General features: G+C 61.1%; 20 protein-coding genes. 9 read left to right on the top strand and 11 right to left on the bottom strand.

Annotated elements, in window-relative coordinates; genetic code table 11:
* Positions 1-10: 10 nt before the first annotated feature.
* On the bottom strand, positions 11-688 hold the full coding sequence (locus tag J3T92_RS01765; RefSeq protein ID WP_267399420.1) for a serine dehydratase beta chain: 678 nt from the start codon (positions 686-688) through the stop codon (positions 11-13).
* Between the two features lie 220 nt (positions 689-908).
* Here J3T92_RS01765 and J3T92_RS01760 point away from each other — a divergent pair, with 220 nt between their 5' ends.
* The 4 genes from J3T92_RS01760 (at position 909) to rpiA (ending at position 5,646) form a co-directional block, all read left to right on the top strand.
* Positions 909-2,003, top strand: coding sequence for a diacylglycerol/lipid kinase family protein (locus J3T92_RS01760; protein ID WP_267399419.1), 1,095 nt, complete (start codon positions 909-911; stop codon positions 2,001-2,003).
* Positions 2,004-2,065: 62 nt separating this feature from the next.
* Positions 2,066-3,739 (top strand): phosphoglucomutase (alpha-D-glucose-1,6-bisphosphate-dependent), encoded by a 1,674-nt coding sequence (gene pgm, locus J3T92_RS01755; protein WP_267399418.1) that lies wholly within the window; start codon positions 2,066-2,068, stop codon positions 3,737-3,739.
* Positions 3,740-3,821: 82 nt separating this feature from the next.
* Positions 3,822-4,841: a ribonuclease H family protein gene (locus J3T92_RS01750; protein ID WP_267399417.1), complete on the top strand. Its 1,020-nt coding sequence runs from the start codon at positions 3,822-3,824 to the stop codon at positions 4,839-4,841.
* A 106-nt stretch (positions 4,842-4,947) separates the two neighbouring features.
* A complete protein-coding gene (rpiA, locus tag J3T92_RS01745) occupies positions 4,948-5,646 on the top strand; it encodes a ribose-5-phosphate isomerase RpiA (protein WP_267399416.1) in 699 nt (232 codons plus the stop codon).
* A 133-nt stretch (positions 5,647-5,779) separates the two neighbouring features.
* On the opposite strand, the gene J3T92_RS01740 is transcribed toward rpiA, so the two are convergent.
* Both J3T92_RS01740 and J3T92_RS01735 read right to left on the bottom strand, forming a co-directional pair.
* Positions 5,780-5,869: a 30S ribosomal protein bS22 gene (locus J3T92_RS01740; protein ID WP_004268639.1), complete on the bottom strand. Its 90-nt coding sequence runs from the start codon at positions 5,867-5,869 to the stop codon at positions 5,780-5,782.
* A 67-nt stretch (positions 5,870-5,936) separates the two neighbouring features.
* Positions 5,937-6,590, bottom strand: a complete 654-nt coding sequence (locus J3T92_RS01735) for a hypothetical protein (protein WP_267399415.1) — start codon at positions 6,588-6,590, stop codon at positions 5,937-5,939.
* 90 nt (positions 6,591-6,680) lie between these two features.
* On the opposite strand from J3T92_RS01735, the gene radA reads away from it, so the two are divergent.
* From radA to J3T92_RS01715, 4 genes are all read left to right on the top strand, one after another.
* The gene (gene radA, locus J3T92_RS01730) at positions 6,681-8,090 is read left to right on the top strand and encodes a DNA repair protein RadA (protein WP_267399414.1); all 1,410 of its coding nucleotides are present in this window, start codon (positions 6,681-6,683) and stop codon (positions 8,088-8,090) included.
* Between the two features lie 120 nt (positions 8,091-8,210).
* Positions 8,211-9,074: an ABC transporter substrate-binding protein gene (locus J3T92_RS01725; RefSeq protein WP_416378893.1), complete on the top strand. Its 864-nt coding sequence runs from the start codon at positions 8,211-8,213 to the stop codon at positions 9,072-9,074.
* Between the two features lie 25 nt (positions 9,075-9,099).
* A complete protein-coding gene (locus tag J3T92_RS01720; RefSeq protein WP_220236237.1) occupies positions 9,100-9,957 on the top strand; it encodes an amino acid ABC transporter permease in 858 nt (285 codons plus the stop codon).
* Complete coding sequence (locus J3T92_RS01715) at positions 9,954-10,721, top strand: amino acid ABC transporter ATP-binding protein (RefSeq protein ID WP_220236238.1); 768 nt, start codon at positions 9,954-9,956, stop codon at positions 10,719-10,721. Before J3T92_RS01720 ends, J3T92_RS01715 begins: the two co-directional genes overlap by 4 nt.
* Positions 10,722-10,742: 21 nt before the next feature.
* Here J3T92_RS01715 and ribF read toward each other — a convergent pair whose 3' ends face one another.
* The 5 genes from ribF to nusA all read right to left on the bottom strand — a co-directional run bounded on the left by ribF (position 10,743) and on the right by nusA (position 17,684).
* On the bottom strand, positions 10,743-11,876 hold the full coding sequence (ribF, locus tag J3T92_RS01710; RefSeq protein WP_220236239.1) for a bifunctional riboflavin kinase/FMN adenylyltransferase: 1,134 nt from the start codon (positions 11,874-11,876) through the stop codon (positions 10,743-10,745).
* A gap of 119 nt (positions 11,877-11,995) precedes the next feature.
* The gene (truB, locus tag J3T92_RS01705) at positions 11,996-13,024 is read right to left on the bottom strand and encodes a tRNA pseudouridine(55) synthase TruB (protein ID WP_267400220.1); all 1,029 of its coding nucleotides are present in this window, start codon (positions 13,022-13,024) and stop codon (positions 11,996-11,998) included.
* Positions 13,025-13,037: 13 nt separating this feature from the next.
* On the bottom strand, positions 13,038-13,541 hold the full coding sequence (rbfA, locus tag J3T92_RS01700; RefSeq protein ID WP_220237454.1) for a 30S ribosome-binding factor RbfA: 504 nt from the start codon (positions 13,539-13,541) through the stop codon (positions 13,038-13,040).
* A 129-nt stretch (positions 13,542-13,670) separates the two neighbouring features.
* On the bottom strand, positions 13,671-16,442 hold the full coding sequence (infB, locus tag J3T92_RS01695; protein ID WP_267399413.1) for a translation initiation factor IF-2: 2,772 nt from the start codon (positions 16,440-16,442) through the stop codon (positions 13,671-13,673).
* A 183-nt stretch (positions 16,443-16,625) separates the two neighbouring features.
* Positions 16,626-17,684 carry a transcription termination factor NusA gene (gene nusA / locus J3T92_RS01690; RefSeq protein WP_267399412.1) on the bottom strand — a complete coding sequence of 353 codons (1,059 nt, stop codon included), beginning with the start codon at positions 17,682-17,684 and terminating at the stop codon, positions 16,626-16,628.
* Positions 17,685-17,824: 140 nt separating this feature from the next.
* Here nusA and J3T92_RS01685 point away from each other — a divergent pair, with 140 nt between their 5' ends.
* On the top strand, positions 17,825-18,640 hold the full coding sequence (locus tag J3T92_RS01685) for a hypothetical protein (RefSeq protein WP_267399411.1): 816 nt from the start codon (positions 17,825-17,827) through the stop codon (positions 18,638-18,640).
* Between the two features lie 432 nt (positions 18,641-19,072).
* Here the strand turns inward: J3T92_RS01685 and yicI are convergent, their stop codons facing one another.
* Genes yicI through J3T92_RS01670 form a run of 3 tightly spaced genes read right to left on the bottom strand, consistent with a single transcriptional unit; the run spans position 19,073 to position 23,325 of the window.
* Positions 19,073-21,493 carry an alpha-xylosidase gene (yicI, locus tag J3T92_RS01680; RefSeq protein WP_267399410.1) on the bottom strand — a complete coding sequence of 807 codons (2,421 nt, stop codon included), beginning with the start codon at positions 21,491-21,493 and terminating at the stop codon, positions 19,073-19,075.
* 1 nt (position 21,494) lies between these two features.
* Entirely contained in the window at positions 21,495-22,352 is an 858-nt protein-coding gene (locus tag J3T92_RS01675) for a carbohydrate ABC transporter permease (protein ID WP_267399409.1), read from the bottom strand.
* A gap of 4 nt (positions 22,353-22,356) precedes the next feature.
* Entirely contained in the window at positions 22,357-23,325 is a 969-nt protein-coding gene (locus J3T92_RS01670; RefSeq protein ID WP_024626773.1) for a carbohydrate ABC transporter permease, read from the bottom strand.
* Positions 23,326-23,337 lie beyond the last annotated feature (12 nt).

The raw sequence follows: 23,337 nt of genomic DNA, 5'->3' as shown, positions 1-23,337 counted from the left end.
GCCATGCCTCCTAGTCGATATAAATCATCCTGGACGAGTGACCCGCGATCTGCTTCTGCTGCTGCGCGGACAGCGGATTGTCCAAATCGAACTCGTAAACCGCCATGCCGGCCGGACCCTCGGGCTCATACCTGGTCTGCTTGGTCACGCCCTCTTCCCGAAGCAGATCACGTATGCGCTCCAATCGCCGACCGGCGCCCTTTTCGGATTCATCCAGTTCCACTAGCAGGATGGGCAGAAGCCCAGGAGTAGTGATCAGGCAGCCGTCCAAGTTGATACGCTGCACTTCAATGGTCCCACCCCCGATGGAACAAGCTGAGTAGATTATCCGACCGGCTGGGCCCCGCAAGTCCAGAACGGCGGTGTTCGGGTGGTCGATGGGACTGTGCTCGTCCTCCTCGTGGAAGGTCATATCCATACCCTGCCTGCGGGCGATGCCAATGGCATCAGGCACCCGAGGGTCATCCGGGGCAAAACCCAGCAGACCACTGATAATGGCATAGTCGGTACCGTGACCGCTGTGCGTGCGAGCGAAAGAATCATAATAATGAATATCGGCACGGCTTGGAACACCCCCAGCAAGGATGTGTCCAACCCGGCCAATTGCCACTGCCCCTGCTGTATGCGAGCTGGAAGGTCCAATCATGATGGGGCCTATAATGTCAAAAACGCTCTTGTACTTATCCATGCCTGCCTCCTCTCCCCATACCCCCTGGCTTTCCCGGACTTCCAGCGCACGAAGCCGTTGCAACTCCAGACCGAGGGGACCACATGGACCGTGTGCAATCATAACTTTGCGTTTTTCATAATTCAATCGGCTCATACCGTCAGCGTGATTGCTGTAGAGGGTTCGTTCACGTCGGACACACCCGAGGACATCGGGTCGACACCGCGCGCACAATGGAGTCATGCCAATTCCAGCGGTCGTCATTTTCGGCATCCTGGCGGTGGCGGCTATTGTAGTCACCGCAGTGGTGCTGATCGTCCGCGCCCAAAGACGGCATAAGTTCGCCATGCAGATACTGGCCCGGGACGACGACCAACTCAGCTATGCTTTCGTCATCAATCCCTCCAAACCCCAGGCCGTCGCCGCCCGCGAGCGCATCCAGCAATACTGCCGGGACAAGGGCATCCGCGAATTCAGCTTCATCGAAACCCAACTGGATCGAGATGGGAAAGCCTGTGCCCGCATAGCACTGGAGCGTGGAGCCAATGTAGTCGTTGCCGTGGGCGGGGACGGGACTGTACGTACCGTAGCCAGCGCCATGGCATCCAGCGATCATGTCATGGGCATCATCCCTATCGGGACAGGGAATCTCTTCGCAAGGAACATGGGCATTCCCGTAGGCGATCTGGACGCCGCCCTGGCCGTGGCCACCTCGCACGGGTCCACCCAGGTCGACGTGGGCCGCATGGCCTTGCTTGATGGAGACAATAAAGAGCAGGGCCGTGGTCATGCCTTCCTGATCATCGCCGGCATCGGCTTCGACGCTCTGATGATTGACGACACCGATCCTAATCTGAAGAAGACGGTCAGTTGGCTAGCTTATTTCATCAGCGGCGCCAAGCATCTGTTTGCGCCCAAGTACACGGCCGACATCGCCATCACCCGGCCTGACCAGGTCACACAGACCAACACCTCAGTGACCTTCCGCACTTTCATGGCCGGCAATTGCGGGGAGATTCCAGGATTCTCCCTCATGCCCGCCGCCTCCTACGAGGACGGTATCCTGGACTTCGAGATCATCGACACCTCAGCTGGCCTGATCGGCTGGGCCAACCTCTTTGGAGATGTCATGCATCAGACCATCACCCGCAAAGCCAGCCAGAGCCCCCTATCCACCAACTCCACCATCGTCCAGCTGCAAGGATCCAAGGCCGAGATTCGCCTGGAGAAGCCCGCTTTGGCCCAAGTGGACGGCGACATTCTGGGCGAGACACGCCATATTGCGCTCAGCGTGGAGCACCGGGCCCTGAACGTGCGGGTGCCCCGGTCCGACTGAGACCGGGAGAGCCTGTTGCCCCTCTGTCCGCTTTCTCATGCCGGGGTGGCATGATGGGAGCCATGACAGCACAGAACGCGGGCAGGCCTGCCAGCCCAGAAGATCTGATCAACGTCGACGATCTGATTGGCAGGTACTACGATCTCATCCCCGACCCTTCCATCCCCTCCCAGCGCGTGTCCTTCGGCACCTCCGGGCATCGTGGCTCCGCCCTGACAACCTCCTTCAACGAGGCCCACATCGTGGCCATCAGCCAGGCCATAGCCGAACAGCGAGCCAAGGACGGGACCACCGGACCGCTCTACCTGGGCCGCGACACCCACGCCCTCTCCCTGCCCGCCTGGAAGACGGCCATTGAGGTCCTGACAGCAAACAGGGTACGGGTGCGCATTGACGCCAATGATGACTACACGCCCACACCCACCGTCTCCCAGGCCATCCTGACGCACAACCGGGCGGCCGACGGCACCCAACGCTTCTCCGGCAAGGATTTGGCTGACGGCATCGTGGTCACCCCCTCTCATAACCCACCCACTGACGGCGGATTCAAGTATGACCCGCCCACAGGCGGTCCGGCTTCGGCCGAAACCACCAACGCCATAGCGCAACGGGCCAATGAGCTTCTGGGCGACTACAAGCGGGTCAAGCGGATTCCCTTTGAGGATGCTATTAAATCCGACCTCGTGGAGCGCTTCGACTACCGGGAACACTACGTGGCTGATCTGGGCAATGTCATCGACTTTGATCTGCTCAGATCTTCCGGGGTGCGTCTGGGCATCGATCCGCTGGGCGGCGCCTCGGTCAACTACTGGCCGCTGATCAATGAAAAGTACGGCCTGAACATCGGCATCGTCAACCCAGAGGTGGATCCGACCTGGCGGTTCATGACCATTGACCACGATGGGAAAATCCGCATGGATCCCAGCTCACCCTATGCCATGAAGGGTCTGGTTGATCGCCTCAACGCCGGGGCCTGGGACTCCTACGACCTGGTGGGCGGCACCGATCCGGATGCCGATCGGCATGGCATCGTCTGTCCAGGAACCGGCGTTATGAACCCCAACCACTACATCGCCGTCTGCGCGGAATACCTCTTCTCGGGCAACCGACCCGGATGGCCCCAAGGTGCCGGCATCGGCAAGACCCTGGTCTCCTCCTCCCTGATCGACCGCGTGGCTGCCTCCATCGGCGCCAGGCTGATCGAGGTGCCTGTAGGCTTCAAGTGGTTTGTCAACCCCCTCTTCAAGGGCGAGGTGGCCTTCGGCGGCGAGGAGAGCTCCGGGATGAGCTTCCTGCGCAGAGACGGCCGTGTCTGGACAACGGACAAGGACGGGCTGATCCCTGACCTCCTGGCTGCCGAAATCACAGCCAAGACCGGAAAGAATCCGGCTCAGCTCCACCAGGAGCAGGTGGAACGCTTCGGCCAAAGCTGGTACAAGCGAGTGGACACCCCTGCCACGTTGGAGCAGAAGCAGAAGTTCGCTCAGTTGAACGGCGACGATGTGACGGCTTCCACCCTGGCGGGCGAGCCCATCACTGCCAAGCTGACCGAGGCCCCGGGCAATGGGGCCAAAATCGGAGGCATCAAGGTAACCACCGAGAACAACTGGTTCGCCGCCCGCCCCTCCGGCACCGAGAACATCTACAAGGTCTACGCCGAATCCTTCGTTTCCCCTGAGACCCTGGATCAGGTTCTGGACGATGCCGACCAGGTGGTCACCAAGGCTCTGGGCTGAGCTTCAGACAAGACCCCTGCCCTCCTCCGCGACAGTCATCGCTGGGGCGGGGGTTCTCTATTTTCCTGTTTAAACTGAAACTATGACCAATGACAAGAATCTGGTCGTCTCCACCGACGGCAGTGCACTGAGCAATCCCAATGGCCCCATGGGTTGGGCTTGGGCCGATCACCAGGGCGGCGACGCAGATGCAGGCGGCGCCAGCAACGGCACCAATCAGATTGGCGAACTGTGCGCCGTGCTGCAGGCCCTGCGCGCCCACCCAGGCGAGCGCCCGCTGGTCATCGAAACCGACTCCCAATACGCCATCAACTGCTCCACCACCTGGGTGCCCGGGTGGAGAAAGAAAGGGTGGAAGAACTCCCAGGGCAAGCCGGTCAAGAACCGCCCGCTTATTGAAGCCATCGACCAGGCGATCCAGGCACGGGCGGGATCGGTCAGGTTTGTCTGGGTCAAGGGCCACGCCGGCAACACATTCAACGAGAAAGTGGACACCCTGGCCCGCGGCTACGCCACAGCTGCAGGCAAGGGCGACCGGGAAGGCTGTCTTCCTATCGAAGGCTGGCGTTCGCTGCTGGCCTCCCCCTATGCCAAAGGCACGCAGGTACCGCCCGCAGTCAAGGAGGAGCTGGACGCAGGACCCCGAGTTCTGGACGAGCTGGGCCGCAAGAAGGTTCGCCTGGACCAGGAAGAGCAGAAAGATCTAGCCGAAACCGCCGTCGAGTCCCAGGCTGTGGATCCCGAGCAGGCCGAATCTGTAGAAGCAACAGCTGATGCAGACGATGATGCGAAGCCCGAGGCCATCAATGGCATGCCCGACCCCGACTTAACCGATGGTCAGGAAGACGAACTCGGGCCGGCTTTCAAGGGCACCTCGGACGCCGATGCAGCTGACCAGGAGACCAAGGACTCCGGGGCCCGGGGACTGAGAGCCAGCGGTCGCATCCGCATCACGCCGCCTCCTTCCGGCAGCAGCATGTTCACGGGACAGGACCTGCATATCGTCGGCAGCATCGATATAGATGCGGACATTGACCCTGACGGCTTCGTGACCATCCAGGAGGCGCCTTTCCGCCTGCATGCCATCGAAGTGGAGGATTAAGCGGCTTCTGGACCGTCAGGGGCCATCGTCTAAACTGGAGTGAACCTGAACCAACAAGACCCGCAGACATCAGCTGTTAAGCGCATGCGGGCATGAAGGAGCGTGTATGGACAAGACCGAGCAGGACAGACTGAAGAAGGCCGCCGGCATCGAAGCAGCCAAGCTGGTCGAGAACGGCATGACCGCCGGGCTGGGCACCGGATCCACGGTTCGGTTCTTCGTGGATGAACTGGGACGGCGCGTGAAGGAAGAGGGTTTGGAGTTCACCGGCGTGACCACCTCCCGGCGGACCAAGGAACAGGCTGAAGGCTATGGAATCCGCATCGTCGACATCGACCAGGTGGATCACATCGATGTCACCATCGACGGGGCCGACGAGGTCGACAGGGACTTCAACGGCATCAAGGGCGGCGGCGCAGCCCTGCTCTGGGAGAAAATCGTGGCCGTCAACTCTCGAAGGATCGTCTGGATCGTGGACGAGTCCAAGGTGGTCGACACCATCGGCCGCTTCCCCCTGCCCGTGGAGGTCATCCCCTTCGGCGAGCGCCACGTCCTGGATCGCTTTAAGGAACGCGGCTATAACCCTGTCCTGCGGATGGACGGCCAAGGGCAGCCGGTTCTGACAGACGAGCACAACCACATCATTGATCTGCATCTGGAGCGGATTGATCACCCACAGGATCTGGCCCAAGACCTGATCACCACCGTGGGAGTCGTTGAACACGGCCTCTTCCTCAACATGGTCGACACGGTCATCGTGGGCGATCCCAACGGGCCCCGGGTCATGACCAACGCCAACAAGTGAGCATCAGTTATCATCCCGCATCCTGGCTGGAAGTATCCGGCTGGCCACGATGACCGGCGATGATATGCATGAAGCCCCCTGCGTCCATTCGATGCGGGGGGCTTCGTCGGCCCTGAGGGCCAAAGTCATAAAGCTACTTGCGCTGGTGACGAGTCTTGCGCAGCAGTTTGCGGTGCTTCTTCTTGCTCATCCGCTTGCGGCGCTTCTTGATGACAGAACCCATCCGAGCCTCCGATCCTTAGTTACCTGGAAGTGTCCAACTTGCTTATTCTACACCGCTTACGGGACGACTAGAGCGGAAAGGCCTTGTAGAAAGCCTCCAGTGCAGCCCGCTGGCCCTGAGCGCGGAAGACCACCGTATCATTCTGCCAGATGACCAATGCCTTGTGCTCGTCGCTGCCATCCGCCTTCTCCAGGTAGGATCCGGTGACCGTGCCGCCGCTGCGAACATTGCCCGAGGCCAGCTCCTTGCCGGACATGCCCGTGGACTGGCTGTCATAGAGCGCCTTGGCATCTTCGCTCCTGGACCACTGAGCCAGGTGGAGGCTCACATCCCCGCCCGACCTGCCGGTGGAGTAGACCAGGTTGTACTCCTCGATAGGCGTACGGGTGCTCCATTCGCTGTCAGAATCCGCTTTGACGCGGGCGAACTCGCCCACCGTATCAGGCATGGCCTTGAGCAACTCGGAAGCCGAATCAGGAAGGGGCGCCGCCGTGGCCTTGGGGCTGCTGGCTTGCGGGGGTTGAGAGGAAGCGGAAGCCGAGTCCTGGGTGACGGACTCTTGGCTGCGCACCGCCCAGTGAGGCCAGACGAAGGCCGATAGAAGCACTAGGACGACCACCGCTGCAAGGGCGATGACCAGACCGATCCGTCGACGGCGCTGCCTGGCATGCGCGGAGGAGTCAGAGGAAGAGGACACGGATGCAGAAGGATTGTCAGCCATGTCTCCATTCTCTCATGGGCAGGGTGTCGGCACTGCGAAGATGCCGTAAAAGCCCAGCTCATCGTCCCTGAATCCCGATAGCGTGCAGGTATGGCCAAGACGACGACGCAATATGTGTGCACGGAGTGCGGATGGACCGGCGGCAAATGGTTCGGACGCTGCCCGGAATGCGGCCAGTGGGGAACGATCGAGGAATTCCATGAAGCCCGTCTCGTAGGTGCAGGCGGGGGTCTGTCCACCTCCGGCGGCAGCCATACGGCACCTGCGCCCCCTAAGAAAGGCCTGGCCCGGCCCATCACCCGGGTAGGCACGGACCAGGTAAAGCGCATTCCCACAGGATTCGAGGAATTCGACCGGGTCCTGGGCGGAGGCATCGTGCCCGGGTCAGTCATCCTCTTGGCCGGCGAGCCGGGCATAGGCAAGTCCACCCTCCTGCTGGAGACCGCCGGCCGCGTGGCCGACCGGGGAGGCGGAAAAGGCAAGGTGCTCTATCTGTCAGGCGAGGAGTCCCAGGCCCAGGTGCGGATGCGGGCCAGTCGGGTGGGAGCGCTCAAGGACCCACTATTGCTGGCTTCGACGACCGACCTTGCCACGGTGCTTGGGCTGATCGAGCGCGAGAAGCCGACACTGGCCATTGTGGACTCCGCCCAGACCATAGTCTCCAGCCAGGTTGACGGCATCTCCGGGGGCTCCACCCAGGTACGCGAGGTGGCCATCAGCCTGATCGACATGGCCAAATCGCACGACATCCCCATCCTCCTGGTTGGCCACGTGACCAAGGACGGCTCCATCGCCGGGCCGCGGACCCTGGAGCATCTGGTCGATGTGGTCTGCCAGTTCGAGGGCGATTCCCAGACCGCGTTACGCCTGTTGAGAGCCGTCAAGAACCGTTTCGGCCCCACCGACGAGGTTGGCTGCTTCGACATGGGCGAGCAGGGCATTGAGGAGGTCAGCGATCCCACTGGGCTCTTCCTGTCCACGACCGGGCAAGAGGTTGAGGGCACCTGTGTGACCTTCACCTTGGACGGCCACCGCAGCCTGCCCATCGAGATCCAGGCCTTGGTTACTTCGTCTGTCCTGCCCACGCCCAGGCGCAACACCAACGGGATCGACGCCAACCGTCTGGCCATGCTAGCTGCGGTGCTCTACCGCCACGGTCGCGTCAACCTGCTGACACGGGACCTGTATGTGTCCACCATCGCCGGCGGGCTGGCCAAGGAACCCGGATGTGATCTGGCCATCGTGGCCGCCCTGGCCAGTGCAGCCAAGTCCCGACCCATCCAGCGCACGACCTGTGCCATGGGCGAGATATCGCTGACCGGACAGGTCAGACCAGTGCCTCAACTCAATCACCGGCTGCAGGAGGCCACTCGACTGGGATTCACCCGGGCACTGGTCCCGCCCGACCGGCATTCAGGAGCCCGAAAGCCCATCCAGGGACTGGAAGTGGTCGAGGTCAACTATCTGGCCGAGGCACTGGACGCCCTGGGGCTGGTCTGAGCCCGGTGGCCGCAGGGCCCTATCGCACCCTATGGCGCTCACCTGCAGACTCGTTAACCTGCCAGACTAGGATGGAGTCGCTGGAAGACCGACACCCATCGTCACGAGGAGCAGATCAGCATGACCATCTTCACCAGGAAAACCTTACGCAGGCTGACGGCGGCCGTACTCACGACAGTCACGCTCATGGTCGGCGCGGCCTGCGGCTCCTCGTCGAGCAGCAGTGGGCAGTCAGCGGCCAAGCAGGACATCACCCAGCAGACCATCAAACCTGGCACCCTGACCATTGCCACTGGAGACCCGGCCTACGCCCCCTACGTGCAGGACAACAAGCCCGAATCCGGCAAGGGCTACGAGGCAGCCGTTGCCTATGCAGTAGCGGAGAAAATGGGATTCGACAAGGCGCACGTCACCTGGATCAGGACCACCTTCGATGCCGCCATCGCCCCGGGAAGCAAGGACTACGACCTGAACATCCAGCAGTTCTCCATCACACCGGAACGTCGACAGGCTGTGGACTTCACTCCCAGCTACTACAACTCCACCCAGTCGCTGGTCGCCAGAAAAAACTCCCCATACGCTTCTGCCACCTCCCTTGCCCAGATCAAGGACGCCAAGATAGGGGCCATGGTCGGCTCCACCTCCTACGAGATGGCCCACAAGCTGGTCAAGCCTGACATCGACACCTTCAATGACGATGTGGCCTCGTCCCAGGCCTTGGACACCAACCAGATCGACGCGCTTGTCGTGGACACCCCCTCAGCTGTGACCATGGTCGATTCCGGGCAGGTCAAGAACGCCAAGATCCTCGGGCAGATCAAGGGTTCGCAGGACCCGGAGGGCATGGGCATAGTCCTGCCCAAAGGCTCCACACTGACCCCGGTTGCTTCCAAGGCTGTCACCACCCTGAAGAAGGATGGAACCTTGGACAAGCTGCAGAACCAGTGGCTGCATGTCTACACCTCCCTGCCTACCCTGGGCTGAGAGAAGAAAGGAAACCTAGTCGTTCATGGCCACCTCGGCACAAGACGCGGTCAGCGATATTCAACGGGAACGGGAACGCTACGGTCGTCGGCAGAATCTGCGCTCAGTGGCGGTCAGCATCGCCAGCACGCTTGTACTGGCCCTGCTGATTGCTCTGGGGCTGCACGCCTCACCTGGCTGGCCCCGGGTCAAGCAGTCGTTTTTCTCCGGCGCTTACTTCGCCCAAGCCTTCCCCAAGGTCCTTCGGGGACTCTGGCTCAATCTGGAGGTCCTCTTCTTCGCGGTCATCGGCGTGGCCTTGCTGGGCACCCTGCTGGCCATGATCCGCACCAGCCGGAACCCGCTGCTCTTCCCCCTACGGGTGCTGGCCCAGGTCTACACCACGATCATGAGGGGGATCCCCATGATCGTGGTCCTCTACCTGATCGGCTTCGGCATCCCTGGTCTGGCCATCTTCAACCGGATCCCGGCAGCCCTGCTGGGCACCGTGGCGATCATCCTCTCCTATTCGGCCTACATCGCCGAGGTCCTGAGGGCCGGCTTCCAGGACGTCGGCCCCTCCCAGAGGGCCTCGGCGCGTTCACTGGGCTTGACCTCGGGACAGACCATGCGTCTGGTAGTCATCCCCCAGGCCCTGCGCAAGGTGGCTCCGGCACTAATGAACGACTTCATCTCCATGCAGAAGGACGTGGGGCTGATTTCAGTTCTAGGAGCGGTCGACGCGGTCAGGGCGGCCCAGATCATCGTGGCCACCTCCTACAACTTCACCCCCTACGTGGTGGCCTCGGTGCTCTTCATCGCCACCTCGGTCCCCTTCATTCTTCTCAACGACTGGTATTCCAACCGGCTGCGCAAGCGCGAACAGAGCGGAGGCATGGTATGAGCGAACAGGCAGGCGCCGATCAGGACCAGCCAGTACTCCGTTTGGAGGATGTACGTAAGACCTACCCTGGGGGCAACAAGGTTCTGCGCGGCATCTCCATGACCATCATGCCTCATGAGACCGTGGCCCTGCTGGGCCCATCGGGGTCAGGCAAGTCCACTCTGATGAAGTGCATCAACCTGCTGGAGACCGTCAACGACGGCAGGATCTGGCTGGGCGGCACCGACATCACCGATCCCAGGATCGACCAAGATGCCTGCCGTGCCAGAATCGGCGTGGTCTTCCAACAATTCAACCTCTTCCCCCACATGAACGTCCTGAAAAATGTGACTCTGGGAGCCGTCAAGGTCCACGGCATGCCCAAGGACCAGGCCAGGGAGCGGGCCCTAGAACTGCTGGACCGGATCGGCATGAGGAAGAAGGCCGGAGCATACCCCGACCAGCTCTCCGGCGGCCAGCAGCAGCGGGTGGCCATCGTCCGGGCCCTGATGACCGACCCGGAACTACTCCTGCTGGATGAGATCACCTCAGCCTTGGACCCCATGCTGGTGGGCGAGGTCCTGGCCATGGTCTCGGAGCTGACTGCCGGTGGCACCACCATACTCATGGCCACCCACGAAATGAGTTTCGCCCATCACGCAGCCAACCGAGTGGTTCTGCTGCTGGACGGTGTCATCGCTGAGAACGGAACGCCGCAAGAGGTGATGGACGAGTCGGAGAATCCGCGCACCAGGGAGTTCTTCAGCCACTTCCGAGGGCTGTGAGTTCCCGAGTACCTTCAGCTTTCAATTGGCGGAAAACACCTTTCCTGAAGCCTTGGTCAGCTCCAGGGTGCGATCGGCGTCCAAGACCAGCTGTCGTTTGAGCGGCTCCTCGCCCGCATACCGTCTCTGACCGCGCAGACGGCTGAGGAACTCCACTCGTACCCGGTGACCGTACAGGTCCACCCAATCCGGCCGGACGGCATTGGCCTCCAGGATTCTCGGCATCTGCTCGCCTGGGGCCAGGAAGGTCTCCTTGGTGCCGATGGAGATGGCGGCGGGCATCCGCCAAGGCGAGCCCTGAGCCAGCCGACCCTCCCGGCACTCCGAGGTCGCCATGGGATCCGTAGGCAGACCCAGGTCGACCAACCAGCCTGCATAGACTCCATCTGCGGGCATCATCCCCTGGCTGTCGGGAGCAAGGTTGGCAGTCGGGAAGCCCAAGCGGCGACCACGCTGCTCCCCATGGACCACCGTGCCTTGGACCATGTGCGGCCGGCCCAGAATATCCAGGGCCGCATCCACATCGCCGTCAAGGATCAACTGCCGAAGGTGGGAGCTGCTCCAGGCTCTTGCCCGATGTCGCTCCAGGCTGTCAGCGTTAGGCAGGGTGCAATCGCCTGGACCCTGGTCGTCCACGACTTCCAAATCGAACAGTCCTGTGTCCGCCAGGTCGCCAATGGCCTTGATATCGCCGATTCGCCCTGCGCCCATCTGCGCATCGCGGCCCAGGACCAACGTGCGCATGGCCAGCTGTTCGGTAAGCTGCTTGAGGAAGAACCGATAGGATTTGGCAGCGAAGGCCAGCGTGTACCGCACCACCACAGCCTGTTCCAGCCCCAGCTGGGCCATCAGCCGCAAGCGCTCATCTAGCGGCATGATCTGGTCAGGGTCATGGTGAACCAGGCTTAAAGATGGTTCAGTCATGTCATGGCTGTCAGCATAGCTGTGGACCAGTTTGGGACTGGGGTCGAAGACCAGAGCCATAGGCCAATCCTGGCCCTTGGCAGCGAACTCTACCACCCGGCGCAGGAGGGCCTGATGACCCCGATGCATGCCATCGAAGACACCGATAGTGACCACGCTGGGCCGGGTCCCCAAGGTTCCCGGCCACCTGACGATTCCCGACTCATCCGGGCTGACCTGGCTGACCTTCATCCGCTTCCCATCACTTAGTCATGGCGGCCCCCGAACCCGGGCACCGATAATTCCTTAAGCACTGTATTCCCGCCGTCGCACCCTGACAAGACCCTTGGGCTAAATCCGAGCCTGCACACTCAGGCCTCGGGGTGGAAGACCGCATCCGGCTTGGCCCCGCCTCGTGAACTGGGCGCTAGGATGGCAGCCAAGCGTTGCCTGCCCTCAGGTCCGGCCAGGGCGGCCGTGGGCCCGGCGACAGGCAGATCCAAAAATCCTCCGTTAGCCACCCTGGCTGCCTGATTGGCATCCAGGTTCAGGACAGGCATGCTCATGCGTGCCGCCTGCGCCAGACTTAGAGAGCCATCCAACATCCCCTGCCGGTCGCGGTCCGGAACCATACGACTGTGAACAACCGTCTGACCTTGTCGGTTCCGGTAGGTGTGAGGGACCACCTGACCGCCCAAAACCCTGGACGCCAGGTCGGGATCCTCCAAGTCGAACGGGCCCACACGAACCCTTCTTAGGGCGATCAGGTAGCCGCCCAGATCCAGCCGCTCGCCCAGGTCACGAGCCAGGGCCCTGATGTAGGTGCCACTGGAGCAGGTCACCTCCACATCCGCATCGACCACCCTGGCGCCCTGGTCGGGCAGATCTACACGGCGAAAACCAAGCAGACGGAAGGATACGATCCGAATGCGGCGGGGCTCCAGCCTGACCTCCTGGCCTGCGCGAGCCAGGTCATAGGCCCGTCTGCCCTTGACCTTGATGGCGGAGAAGGCATCAGGCACCTGGTCGATCCAGCCGGTGAAGCAATGGTCAATCAAATCCTGCAGACCCTGGGCTGTCAGTTCGTCCACCTTCTGCGCAGCTCCAGGACGCGCCGGCAGCAAATCCCCGTCCGCATCGTCCGTGGTGGTGCCCAGTCCCAGGCGCATGGTGGCACGGTAGGTTTTGTCATGGCCGACGATGACCGTCAGCAGCCGCGTAGCCTGGCCGAACCCTACGACCAGGAGGCCAGTAGCCATAGGATCCAAGGTCCCGGCATGGCCCACGCGACGCATGCCAAGGCCAGAGCGGACGGCTGCCACCACATCATGGCTGGTTACACCGCTCGGCTTGTCAACAAGGATGATGCCCGAGGTCGGTTCATCATGGCCAGAATCCATCACGTCCGACGACTCAGCGGTCGGCTTCATCCGCATCCCCTGCCGCAGGTTCGTCAGGGACGGAGCCTGACTCATCGGTCTTTTCTTCATCGTCATGCCTATATGGATCGGGGTCGCCAGCATAGCTGGCATTGACTCGCGCCTTGGCCATGGCCTCGTCCCGATGACGGGCCGCGGTCAGCACATCCTCAATCTCGGTAGCCTCGGCAGGCACCTCATCGTAGATGAAGCGCAAGGTAGGCGTCAGCCGCAGACCGGCCCGAGCACCGACAAGGGTGCGCAGCCTGCCGGAGGCCTGCCTCAGAGCCTGCTGTGCACGCTTGCGTTCCCCGGCCTCGTGTCCGGACCGGCCCAGCTGAGTCCAGTAGATCTTGGCTATCTGCAGATCGTTGGTGACCCGAACCTCAGTGACGGTGACCCCTGCCAGGCGCTTGTCGTGCATCTGGGACTCCAGCGCAGAGGCCACAACCCGTTGTATCAGGGCTGCTATGCGTACAGCGCGGGGATTTCCAGCCATCATGATTCCTTTCTCGAACCGTCCATGACCAATCTTTGCATTCATGGACATCCGCCCCGGCCGGGAAGTACCCGGACCGGGGCGGATCGCCATGGACCCTCCGACATGTGGTCGGATGGTCGACAGGTCCTACTTACGTTCCACTTCCTGCATCTCGTAGGTCTCGATGATGTCGCCCACCTCGATGTCGTTGAAGGAGCCCAGGTTGATACCAGCCTCGTAGCCTTCGGACACCTCGTTGACGTCGTCCTTGAACCGACGCAGGGAGGAGATCTCCAGGTCGTTGATGGTGACCACCCCGTTGCGGGCAATGCGAGCCTTGGTGCCCCGCTTGACGGTGCCGTCCTGGACCATGACGCCCGCGATGTTGCCGAACTTGGAGGAGCGGAAGATCTCGCGGATCTCGGAGTGGGAGGTGGTGACCTCCTCGTACTCCGGCTTGAGCATGCCCTTGAGCGCAGCCTCGATGTCTTCGATGGCATTGTAGATGACCGAGTAGTACTTGATCTCCACACCCTCGCGGTCGGCCAGGTCCTGGACCTGCCTGTTGGGCCGGACGTTGAAGCCGATGATGACGGCCTTGTCGACCGTAGCCAGGTTGACATCGTTCTGGGTGATAGCGCCCACGCCCCGGTGGATGACCTGGATCCCGACCTCGTCGGAGACCTCGATCTTCATCAGGGAGTCTTCCAGGGCCTCGACCGAGCCGGAGGAGTCGCCCTTGATGACAATGTTGAGCATATCCACCTCGGACTTGGCGAACTGCTCCTTCAGGCTCTCCAGAGAGACCACCTTGCGGCGCTTGGCAAGCTGGGCGGCACGGGCCGAAGCCTCACGCTTCTCGGCAATCTGACGAGCAGTGCGGTCGTCGGGAGCGACCAGGAAGAGGTCGCCGGCGGTAGGCACCGAGGTAAGACCCAGCACCTGGACGGGCGTGGAAGGACCGGCAGCATCCATCTGCCGGCCGTTCTCGTCCAGCATGGCGCGCACACGGCCATAGGCCGATCCAGCCACAATGGCATCGCCCACATGCAAGGTCCCCTGCTGGACCAGCACAGTGGCCACAGCTCCACGTCCCTTGTCCAGACGGGCCTCGACCGTGGCGCCGCGAGCGTCCATGTCAGGGTTGGCCCGAAGGTCAAGGTCTGCATCGGCAGTCAGCAGGACGGCCTCCAGGAGCTTGTCCACATTGGTGCCCAGCTTGGCAGAGATGTCGACGAACATGGTGTCGCCACCGTACTCTTCGGATACCAGCCCGAACTCAGTCAGCTGGCCACGCACCTTCTGGGGGTTGGCTCCCTCGACATCAATCTTGTTGACAGCCACCACGATGGGTACATGGGCGGCCTGTGCATGGTTGATGGCCTCCACGGTCTGCGGCATAACGCCGTCGTCCGCAGCCACCACCAGGATAGCCACATCGGTCAGCTCAGCACCACGGGCACGCATGGCCGTAAAGGCCTCGTGGCCAGGGGTGTCCAGGAAGGTGATCTTGCGATCCTCCCCGTCCAGGGTGACTGTGGCCTGGTAGGCCCCGATGCGCTGGGTGATGCCCCCAGCCTCCTTGGTGGTCGTGTTGGTCTTGCGAATGGTGTCCAGCAGCCGGGTCTTGCCGTGGTCGACATGGCCCATGACCGTGACCACCGGGGGCCTGGGCTGCAGGTTCTTGTCATCCTGGTCCTCACGTTCTTCGTCCAGGTTGATGTCGAACTGCTGAAGGAGCTCCTTGTCCTCCTCCTCGGCGGAGACGATGCGGATCTTCCACCCGATCTCGTCGCCCAGGATTTGGAATGTGGCCTCATCCAGGGACTGGGTGGCCGTAGCCATCTCGCCCAGGTGGAAGAGCACCGTGACCAAGGCAGCAGGGTTGACATTGATCTTGTCGGCCAGGTCAGCCAAGGTCGCGCCCTGACGAAGTTTGACGGTACGTCCATTGCCCGCGGGGATGCGCACACCGCCGATGACGGGTGCCTTCATCTCCTGGAATTCATGCCTCTTGGCCATCCGATTCTTGCGGGCCTTGGAGGACTTGCCTCCCTGGCGACCGAATGCTCCAGCAGCGCCGCCGCGACCGCGACCACCACGGCCTGAACCGCCGCGGAAGCCGCCTGAGGGCGCCGACGAAGCGCCGCCGAAACGACCGCCGCCGCCCTGATGTGTCTGCTGACCTGGACGGCTATGGCCCCACTGCCCTGGACGGGCACCCTGTCCGGATCGGCCACCACGACCGTTGCGGAATCCACCCCGGCCCCTGCGGGAGTCGTTGACGGTTGGCCTGGCCATAGGATGCGGCCTGGGAATGTCCGAAGGCATAGGGGCCTTCATCCCCTGTTTGCGGCTGAAAGGATTGTTGCCTGGACGAGGCGTGGATGCCCCCGGCCTTGCGCCATGCCGCATCGCCGCAGCGTTGGAACCGCCGGAACGACCGTTGCTGCGCGAGCCCTGGGGGCCGGGCCTGCCCATGGCTGAAGGCTTGGGCCCACGGGACTGGTTGCGTCGCTCATGCTCGTTGCGGCTGCCCTGGGAGGCACCGGGCTTGGGGAAGCGGCCACCAGGACGCTGCTGACCCCGTGGCGCCTCGCCGTCGTCCGAGGGCCGGTGGTTCTGTCCGGGCTTGGGCCCAGGTGTGGACTGCTGGGTGCCGCCGGACTGCGAACGGCCATGCAGACCCTGGCCGCCTCCATGATTAGGGCTGCCGGGGCGGGCATTTCGTGCAGCGGCCTGACCAGCGTCGCCCTGTCCCTTCTGAGGGAAAGCGTTCTTGAGTCGACGAACCACAGGGGCCTCGACAGTAGAGGATGCGGACTTGACGAACTCGCCCATGTCCTTCAATTTCGCCAGAACAGTCTTGCTGTCTACGCCAAATTCCTTGGCCAGCTCATACACGCGTGCTTTGGGCACTTACTTTCTCCTTACCGGACCGCGCGTATGACCGGCGCGATCACTCTTTGATGACGGCGAACATATCCTGTCTCATCGTGCGACCATGATCGTGTTACCTCGTCTCTGTGCCGGGGCCGACGGCATGAACCACCGGACTCGGAATACTGGGTCCAGCATACTCGCGTCGTCGGATGTTTGCTCTCAGGCGTCTTCTCCAGCAGCCGAAGCCGTTTGCGCCTGCAGCTCACGCAATTTTTGCTGGTGGGCCTCCTCGGACTCGATGCCAATCTTCCAGCCGGTCAGCTTGGCGGCCAGACGGGCATTCTGGCCCTCTTTGCCAATGGCCAGGGAGAGCTGGGCGTCCTTGATGAAGGCAATGGCCGTGCGGTTGGACTCGCTGACGATCTGCACCTGGCGGACCACAGCCGGAGACAAGGCCGCAGCCACAAACTCGGCAGGATCCTTGGACCAGTCCACAATGTCGATCTTCTCAGGTCCAAGATTCTCCATGACGGCACGGACGCGAGCGCCCGCCGGGCCGATCAGCGCGCCCTTGGGATTGACCCCCTTGGTGTTGGCACGGACCGCGATCTTGGTTCTGGCCCCGGCTTCACGAGCAATGGCCATGATGGAGACCGCACCGGAGACCAGCTCAGGCACCTCCCGCTCAAAGAGGCGGCGAACCAGCTCCGGGTGGGAACGCGACACGATGATTTCCGGCCCCTTGAGCCCACGGGAGACATTGACCACGTAGACGCGAATCCGCTGGCCGTGCCGGTAATGCTCTCCAGGCACCTGCTCGCGGCGGGGCAGAATGGCCTCGACATTATCTACAGCCACATGCACATTGCCAAGATCGCTGGCATCCTGCTGCACGACTCCGGTGATCAGATGGCCCTTCTGACCCGAGAAAGCCCCGAAGACCCGCTCGTCATCGGCCTGGCGGAAGAGCTGGCGGATGACCTGGCGGGCCGTCGAGGCCGCCAGTCGATCGAAGTCCTTCGGTGTGTCGTCGTATTCCTCGCCCAGATCATATCCCGGTTCAGGCTCTTCTGGGGTGGACTCTCGAGCGATCTCGTCCTGTGCCCAGATGGTAAAAGTACCCGCACGTTCGTCCAGCTCCACCCGTGCATGTTTGGCTGCGTGAGGCGACTTCTGGTAGGCCAGAAGAAGAGCCTCGCTCAGTGCTTGATCCAAGGTCTCGGCATCAATCCCTTGTTCGTGTGCCAGCTGATGAATTTCAGCCAGGTCCAGTTCCATGTCAAGACCTCCTATGAAGTTATTCAGGCCGCGCTTCTTTTAGTCTGCAATGCCTACTATTCTAGCCTTTCATGCAGACACAGCCGGTTCCTGAATACCAAGGGTGGGCGAGTCGTAGGCCAGCGATCCTGGCACGACGGATGATAGCCGGTATCGGTGTACTGCTGCTGGCCGTCACCATCGCAGGATGCGCACCCTCAGCGGTTCATGTCAGCCAGCACGACCCCGACAATCTCCGCCCCACAGCCTGCGAGCAGGCGTGGACGCAAGCCCGGCAGTCGGAACGGCTTCAAAAAGATCAGGCAGACAGCCGAGCCCAGGCCTGGGTTCAGACGGCCCGCGATTGTCCCGCGCGCCTGGACGAAGCCACGGTACACGCAGCCCAGGCTTTGACGGCCTCCCAGGACGGCGAACAGGCCGACCGCCAAAAGAATACGCTCAGACTGGTCCAAGCTGTGCAGCGGCTGGATCCGCTGGCCAAGGCGCTGCCCGCCGAATTGGCCGATCAGGCCATCACCGGCGAAGACCGTTCCGGCTTCGAGCTCTCGGTCCTCGCGGCCCGCAAGACGGATGCCGCATGGATGCTAACCCTAGCCGATGCACACACCGCTGCGGCGCAAATTCTGGTCGGTAATGCCAAGCACGATCCCCGGCAGGGCGTCTATCCCACCACCGATCTGCTGGCCCACCCCGATGAATGCACCGACCCCGTCAACGGAATACAGGCCCCCACCCCTGCCCTGATCGAGATGGATACAGCCCGGACTCTTCTGACCGTAGGGAGAAAACTGAACGGCTCCTCAGGCACGATACGGACTAATGCCAGCCAGAACGCGACAAGCCGCCAGGAGGCCACATCGGCCCTGGTTGACGTAATCGTAGCCCACCTGTCAATGGCCATGGACCTCGGCTACCCAGCCACATCGTCAGCCCTGCTGCAGACACCAAGGCGCTGACTTCCAAGACGGATCAGCCGCCCGCAGGCCGCTCTGACCGCACCCTCAGGTTTCCTCGTCCGCATATACGAACAAGCCCTGCCAATGCGTGCTCAAGACCTGATCAAACATGAAGATCAATCACCAAGCACAATAGATTAACCATCACTCACCGTAGATTTCACGAAACTTTGCGGGTGGCGTTAAAGGTTCAGACAGTGATACTATAGAACGTGTTCCACAGGAGCATTCCATAGGAACGCGGGGGGTATGAACCCGTGCAATGCAGGAGGCGACCCGGTGCTGGCCATCGCATCGCCTTCTGCATTGGGCGGTCTTTTTCATTTGCTCAGCTCGAAGCTCAGAGCCGTGTCAGGCTGCCTGTGGTATTACGCGAACATCCGGCCCGGCCGGCAAACCGACAGCCTTCTATACGGATGCAGCCCTACTTGTTCAATCTGCTGACAGAACCAGACGCCCGTTCCGGGAAGCCTTGCCCTCGCCCATCCCTAGGCAACCGGTGAATTCTCGCCCGTCTGAGGAAGTGATGGTTACTGCGTTTCCTGAGCGTTCCGCCTGGAAGACAAGGCTGCTTCCTTCTTTCTCGGTTACCGTGGCACTGGCTCTTCCGTCGTGAGCCAGGAAGACTGAGACCGTAGAATCGGTTCCATAGGCATATTCTGTTGAGTCCTGTCCCGGGCGAGTGACCAAAACAGTGCCATCACGCACCCAGAGCGGAACCGTGTCGAAGCCATGGTTTTCATGCATCCACTGGCCAGACTGTCGGCAGTCCACCTGCCGGCCAGTGAACCAATCCGTCCATACCCCCTTGGGCAGGTAGTATTCCACGTCACCCGTGTAGGAAAAGACCGGCGCCACCAAAAGCGAGGGCCCGAGCATATACTGGCGGTCGCAATCCAGTGCCGTCCTGTCGTCAGGGAACTCCATGAACATGGAACGCATGACCGGGACCCCGCGCTCGTGTGCGCCAAGTCCGACCTGGTAGAGGTAGGGCATCATGGATATCTTCAACCTGGTGAACTTTCGCAGCACGCTCACTGCGGTCTGCTCCGGAGGATTGACCACTCCCCTGCGCTGATCCTCCTCATCGAAGAGCCAGGGGACCCGGTAGACAGTGGAGCCATGCAGCCTGGAGTGAGAGGAGAGCAGACCGAACGCTATCCAGCGTTTGTAAACGGCAGGGTCGGGTCTTGCTCCCTCGAAACCGCCGATATCGTGGCTCCAGAAACCAAAACCGGAACTTACCAACGACAGGCCAGCCCGCAGGGTCTGCGCCATGCCGTTGAAGGTGGATTCGCAGTCACCGCCCCAGTGGACAGGTTGCTGCTGGCCTCCCACCGTGGCCGACCGGGCATACAGGCAAGCCTGCCCTTTTCCGTAGACCTCTTCGATGGCCTTGAAGACGGTCTGATTGTACAGTTGCGTATACCAGTTATGCATGCTCGCGGGATCCGAACCGTCGAACCAGACCACATCGGCAGGGATACGCTCGCCGAAATCGGTCTTGATGGCATCTACGCCCTGCTTGAGAAGATGCTTGACGTTCTCCTTGAACCACTTGCATGCGTCTGGGTTGGTGAAATCCACCAACCCCATGCCAGCCTGCCAAAGATCGGTCTGCCATATGTCTCCATTGGGCTTGCGAACCAAGTAGCCCTTGTCTGCAGCCTGGTCAAAGAGGACACTTTCCTGCCCGATATATGGATTGATCCAGGCGCAAACGTGCAGCCCCTTCTTCCGGTGGAGGCGCCCCAGGGTCCCCTCTATGTCAGGGAAGAAGCGTCGATCCCATTGGAAGTCTGTCCAGTGGAATTCCCTCATCCAATAGCAGTCGTAGTGAAAGACGCTCAGGGGAATATGCCGTTGAGCCATGCCATGAATCATGGATGTCACGGTCTCCTCGTCATATTTCGTGGTGAAGGATGTGGTCAGCCAGAGCCCATATGACCAGGCGGGGACCTTGGCCGGACGACCCACCAAGGCCGTGTATCGCTCCAGGATTCGTTCAGGGTTCGGACCGGCGATCAGATAGAAGTCCAGAACTTCGCCAGGCACACTGAACTGCACGGTCTCCGTGTTTTCTGTGGCCACTTCGAAGGAGACATGCCCGCGGTTGTTGACCAGTACACCGTAGCCCTTGCTGGTCATATAGAAGGGAATGTCCTTATACCCTTGCTCGCTGGCTGTGCCGCCATCTTCGTTCCAGATGTCTATGCTCTGCCCGTTCTTTAGATAAGGGCCGAATCTTTCGCCGAAGCCGTAGACCCTCTCCCCGACTGTCAGCCCAAGTTGCATGGCAGTGAAGACCGGAGACTCATCATAGGCCCTGGCCGTGGGCGCGACGCCGAACTCACCCACCGGTTGTGTACTAACGGCGGCATCGGGAGCCAGAGCGAACCTTGCCAAAGACTTGCCCCTGGCATGGGTGAGTTCCTTGCCCTCGCAGGCAAAGGCCATGTCGAAAACAGGACCCTTGGTCATGGTCAGGCTCAGGTTGCCCGAGGTCAGAGTCACCGAAGCCCCATCCTCTCCGACCTCGCCGTCGCCAGCCCCTTGAGCGGTAGCCTTGACGAATCCGGAATCAGGATCCTGCTCGTGCACAGGGAAGCCCGGACAGGTCCCGGTCCCCTTCCAATGGGTTGCCTGCACCCGGATAATCCCTTCAGCCGGCGAGGTGGCATGGATCCGGAAGGTCGGCAGGTTCAGAGTGTCGGCCCTGCCGGTCACGACCCTGGTCGTAGCCAGGACATCGATGCTCCTCCCATCAGGTCCTACCGACAGTTCATAGGGAGAACGTGCGTAGAGAGCCTTGACACCGGGCCGAGTCAGCCAATATCCATTGGTGAACTTCATGTTATTTCACAGCTCCTGTAGTAATGCCCTTGGAAAGGGTTCTTTGGAAGATCAGATAGAAGATCAGCGTAGGTACGATGCTGATCAGCGAGGCCGCAGCCGTGGTGGTCACATCCATCAGCCTGTCTCCGGTCAGCGACGCGATGGCAATGGGCACCGTCTGCTTGGAATTATCAATCAGGAAGGCCATGGGAATCATGTACTCATTCCAGGTCCAGATGAAGAAGAAGACCAGCATGACACTCAGCGTGGGCTTGGAGATGGGGAAGACAATGTCTTTGAGAATCCTCCACCGGCTGGCCCCGTCGATTGTGGCAGCTTCCAAGATGGCCTTGGGGAAGGTTCCGTAGACGCTGGACAGAAGATAGGTGCCGAACGCGCTCTGGATAACCGTGAATATGATGACGATCGACCATTGTGAGTTGTATAGGCCCATGGCCTTGAACATGATATAGAGCGGATAGAGCAGAGCTTCCTGCGGCATCATGTTAGCCAGCATAATCAGCAGGACGATCCAGCGCCTGCCCTTGACGCGGCCGATGCCCAGAGCGAAGGAGTTGAGCACCGACAGCCCGACAGCCAGGAATGACACCAGTGCACAAATCCATACGCTGTTCCAGACTTTCTGCGGGAATCGAACTCTGGTCCAGAATTTCACCAGTCCAACAGCGCTGAATTCGTGCGGCCAGGAAAGAGGACCTGAGGCGTTGTAGTCCGCCGTGGTTTTGAAGGCGTTCAGCAGAAGAACAAAAAACGGAAAGAGCATGATCAGTCCGCCGACGATCAGCAAGGCCAGAATCATCCAATCTCCTGTCGTCCGATTCTTCCGTGCCTTGGGAATCTTGCTTACAGCTGTCATGATGTTACTCCTCGTCCTCTTGCTCGACCCGCTGCTGGACGTTGGTGAAAACGACAGAGATCACGATGATCACGATGGTCAGAGCCGTGGATATGGCGGCGCCATAGCCGACCTGTTGAGATTGGAAGAACTGCGTGTACGAATAGTATGAGGGCACGATAGTGCTGTCGCCCGGCCCTCCCTTGGTCAGCATGTACACCGGAGCGAAAACCTTCAAGGCTGCGATGGTGCAGGTCAGGGCTACAACGAAGATTTCCGGCTTGATTGCCGGCAGGGTAATGACTTTGAACCTCTGCCACCAATTGGCCCCGTCCAGACTCGCCGCTTCATAGAGCTCAGGATCGACACGCTGCAGACCGGACATGAATATGACCAGGGGATAACCCAGCTGGATCCAAATCATGATGATCATCAGGAATATCAAGGCGGTATCGGGCGATCCCAGCCAGTTATGCTGAAAACGTCCCAGCCCCAGCCCTTTGAGTATGGCATTGAGAGCGCCGTTTTCGGGTCGGAAGATCCAACCCATGACCAGAGCCGCCACCGAGATAGGCAGGAGCTGAGGGAAGTAGTAAACAGCGCGCATGGTTGAAGCGGTCTTGGCTCCGAACCGTTTTTGAACCACATCGAAGACCAGCGAGGCCAGAATCAGGCCGATCAGAATGGGGATGACGACCATGGCCACGATCATCCAGATGGAGTTGCGGAAAGAAGCCCAGAATGTAGCATCCCTGATCAGCCGCGACCAGTTGTCAATCCCGATCCACCGCGGAGGCCGTATCCCACGGTAGTTGGTAAAGCTTAAATAAATGTTCCAGATTGCCGGCACGATGATGATCCATAAAAGAACCAACAACCCCGGTATCAGATACCACCAGAATCGATTTGAGGGATTGCCCGGTATCCTGGACATCCCGCGTTCCTCATCGGTCTTGGCAGCGACCGGTGCAGGATTTGCACTTCGAGATCCCATTGTTCGTTTCTC

The organism is Bifidobacterium sp. B4081, from assembly GCF_026537335.1.
Taxonomy (GTDB): Bacteria; Actinomycetota; Actinomycetes; order Actinomycetales; family Bifidobacteriaceae; genus Bombiscardovia.
This window is presented reverse-complemented; position numbering and strand designations above follow the sequence as displayed.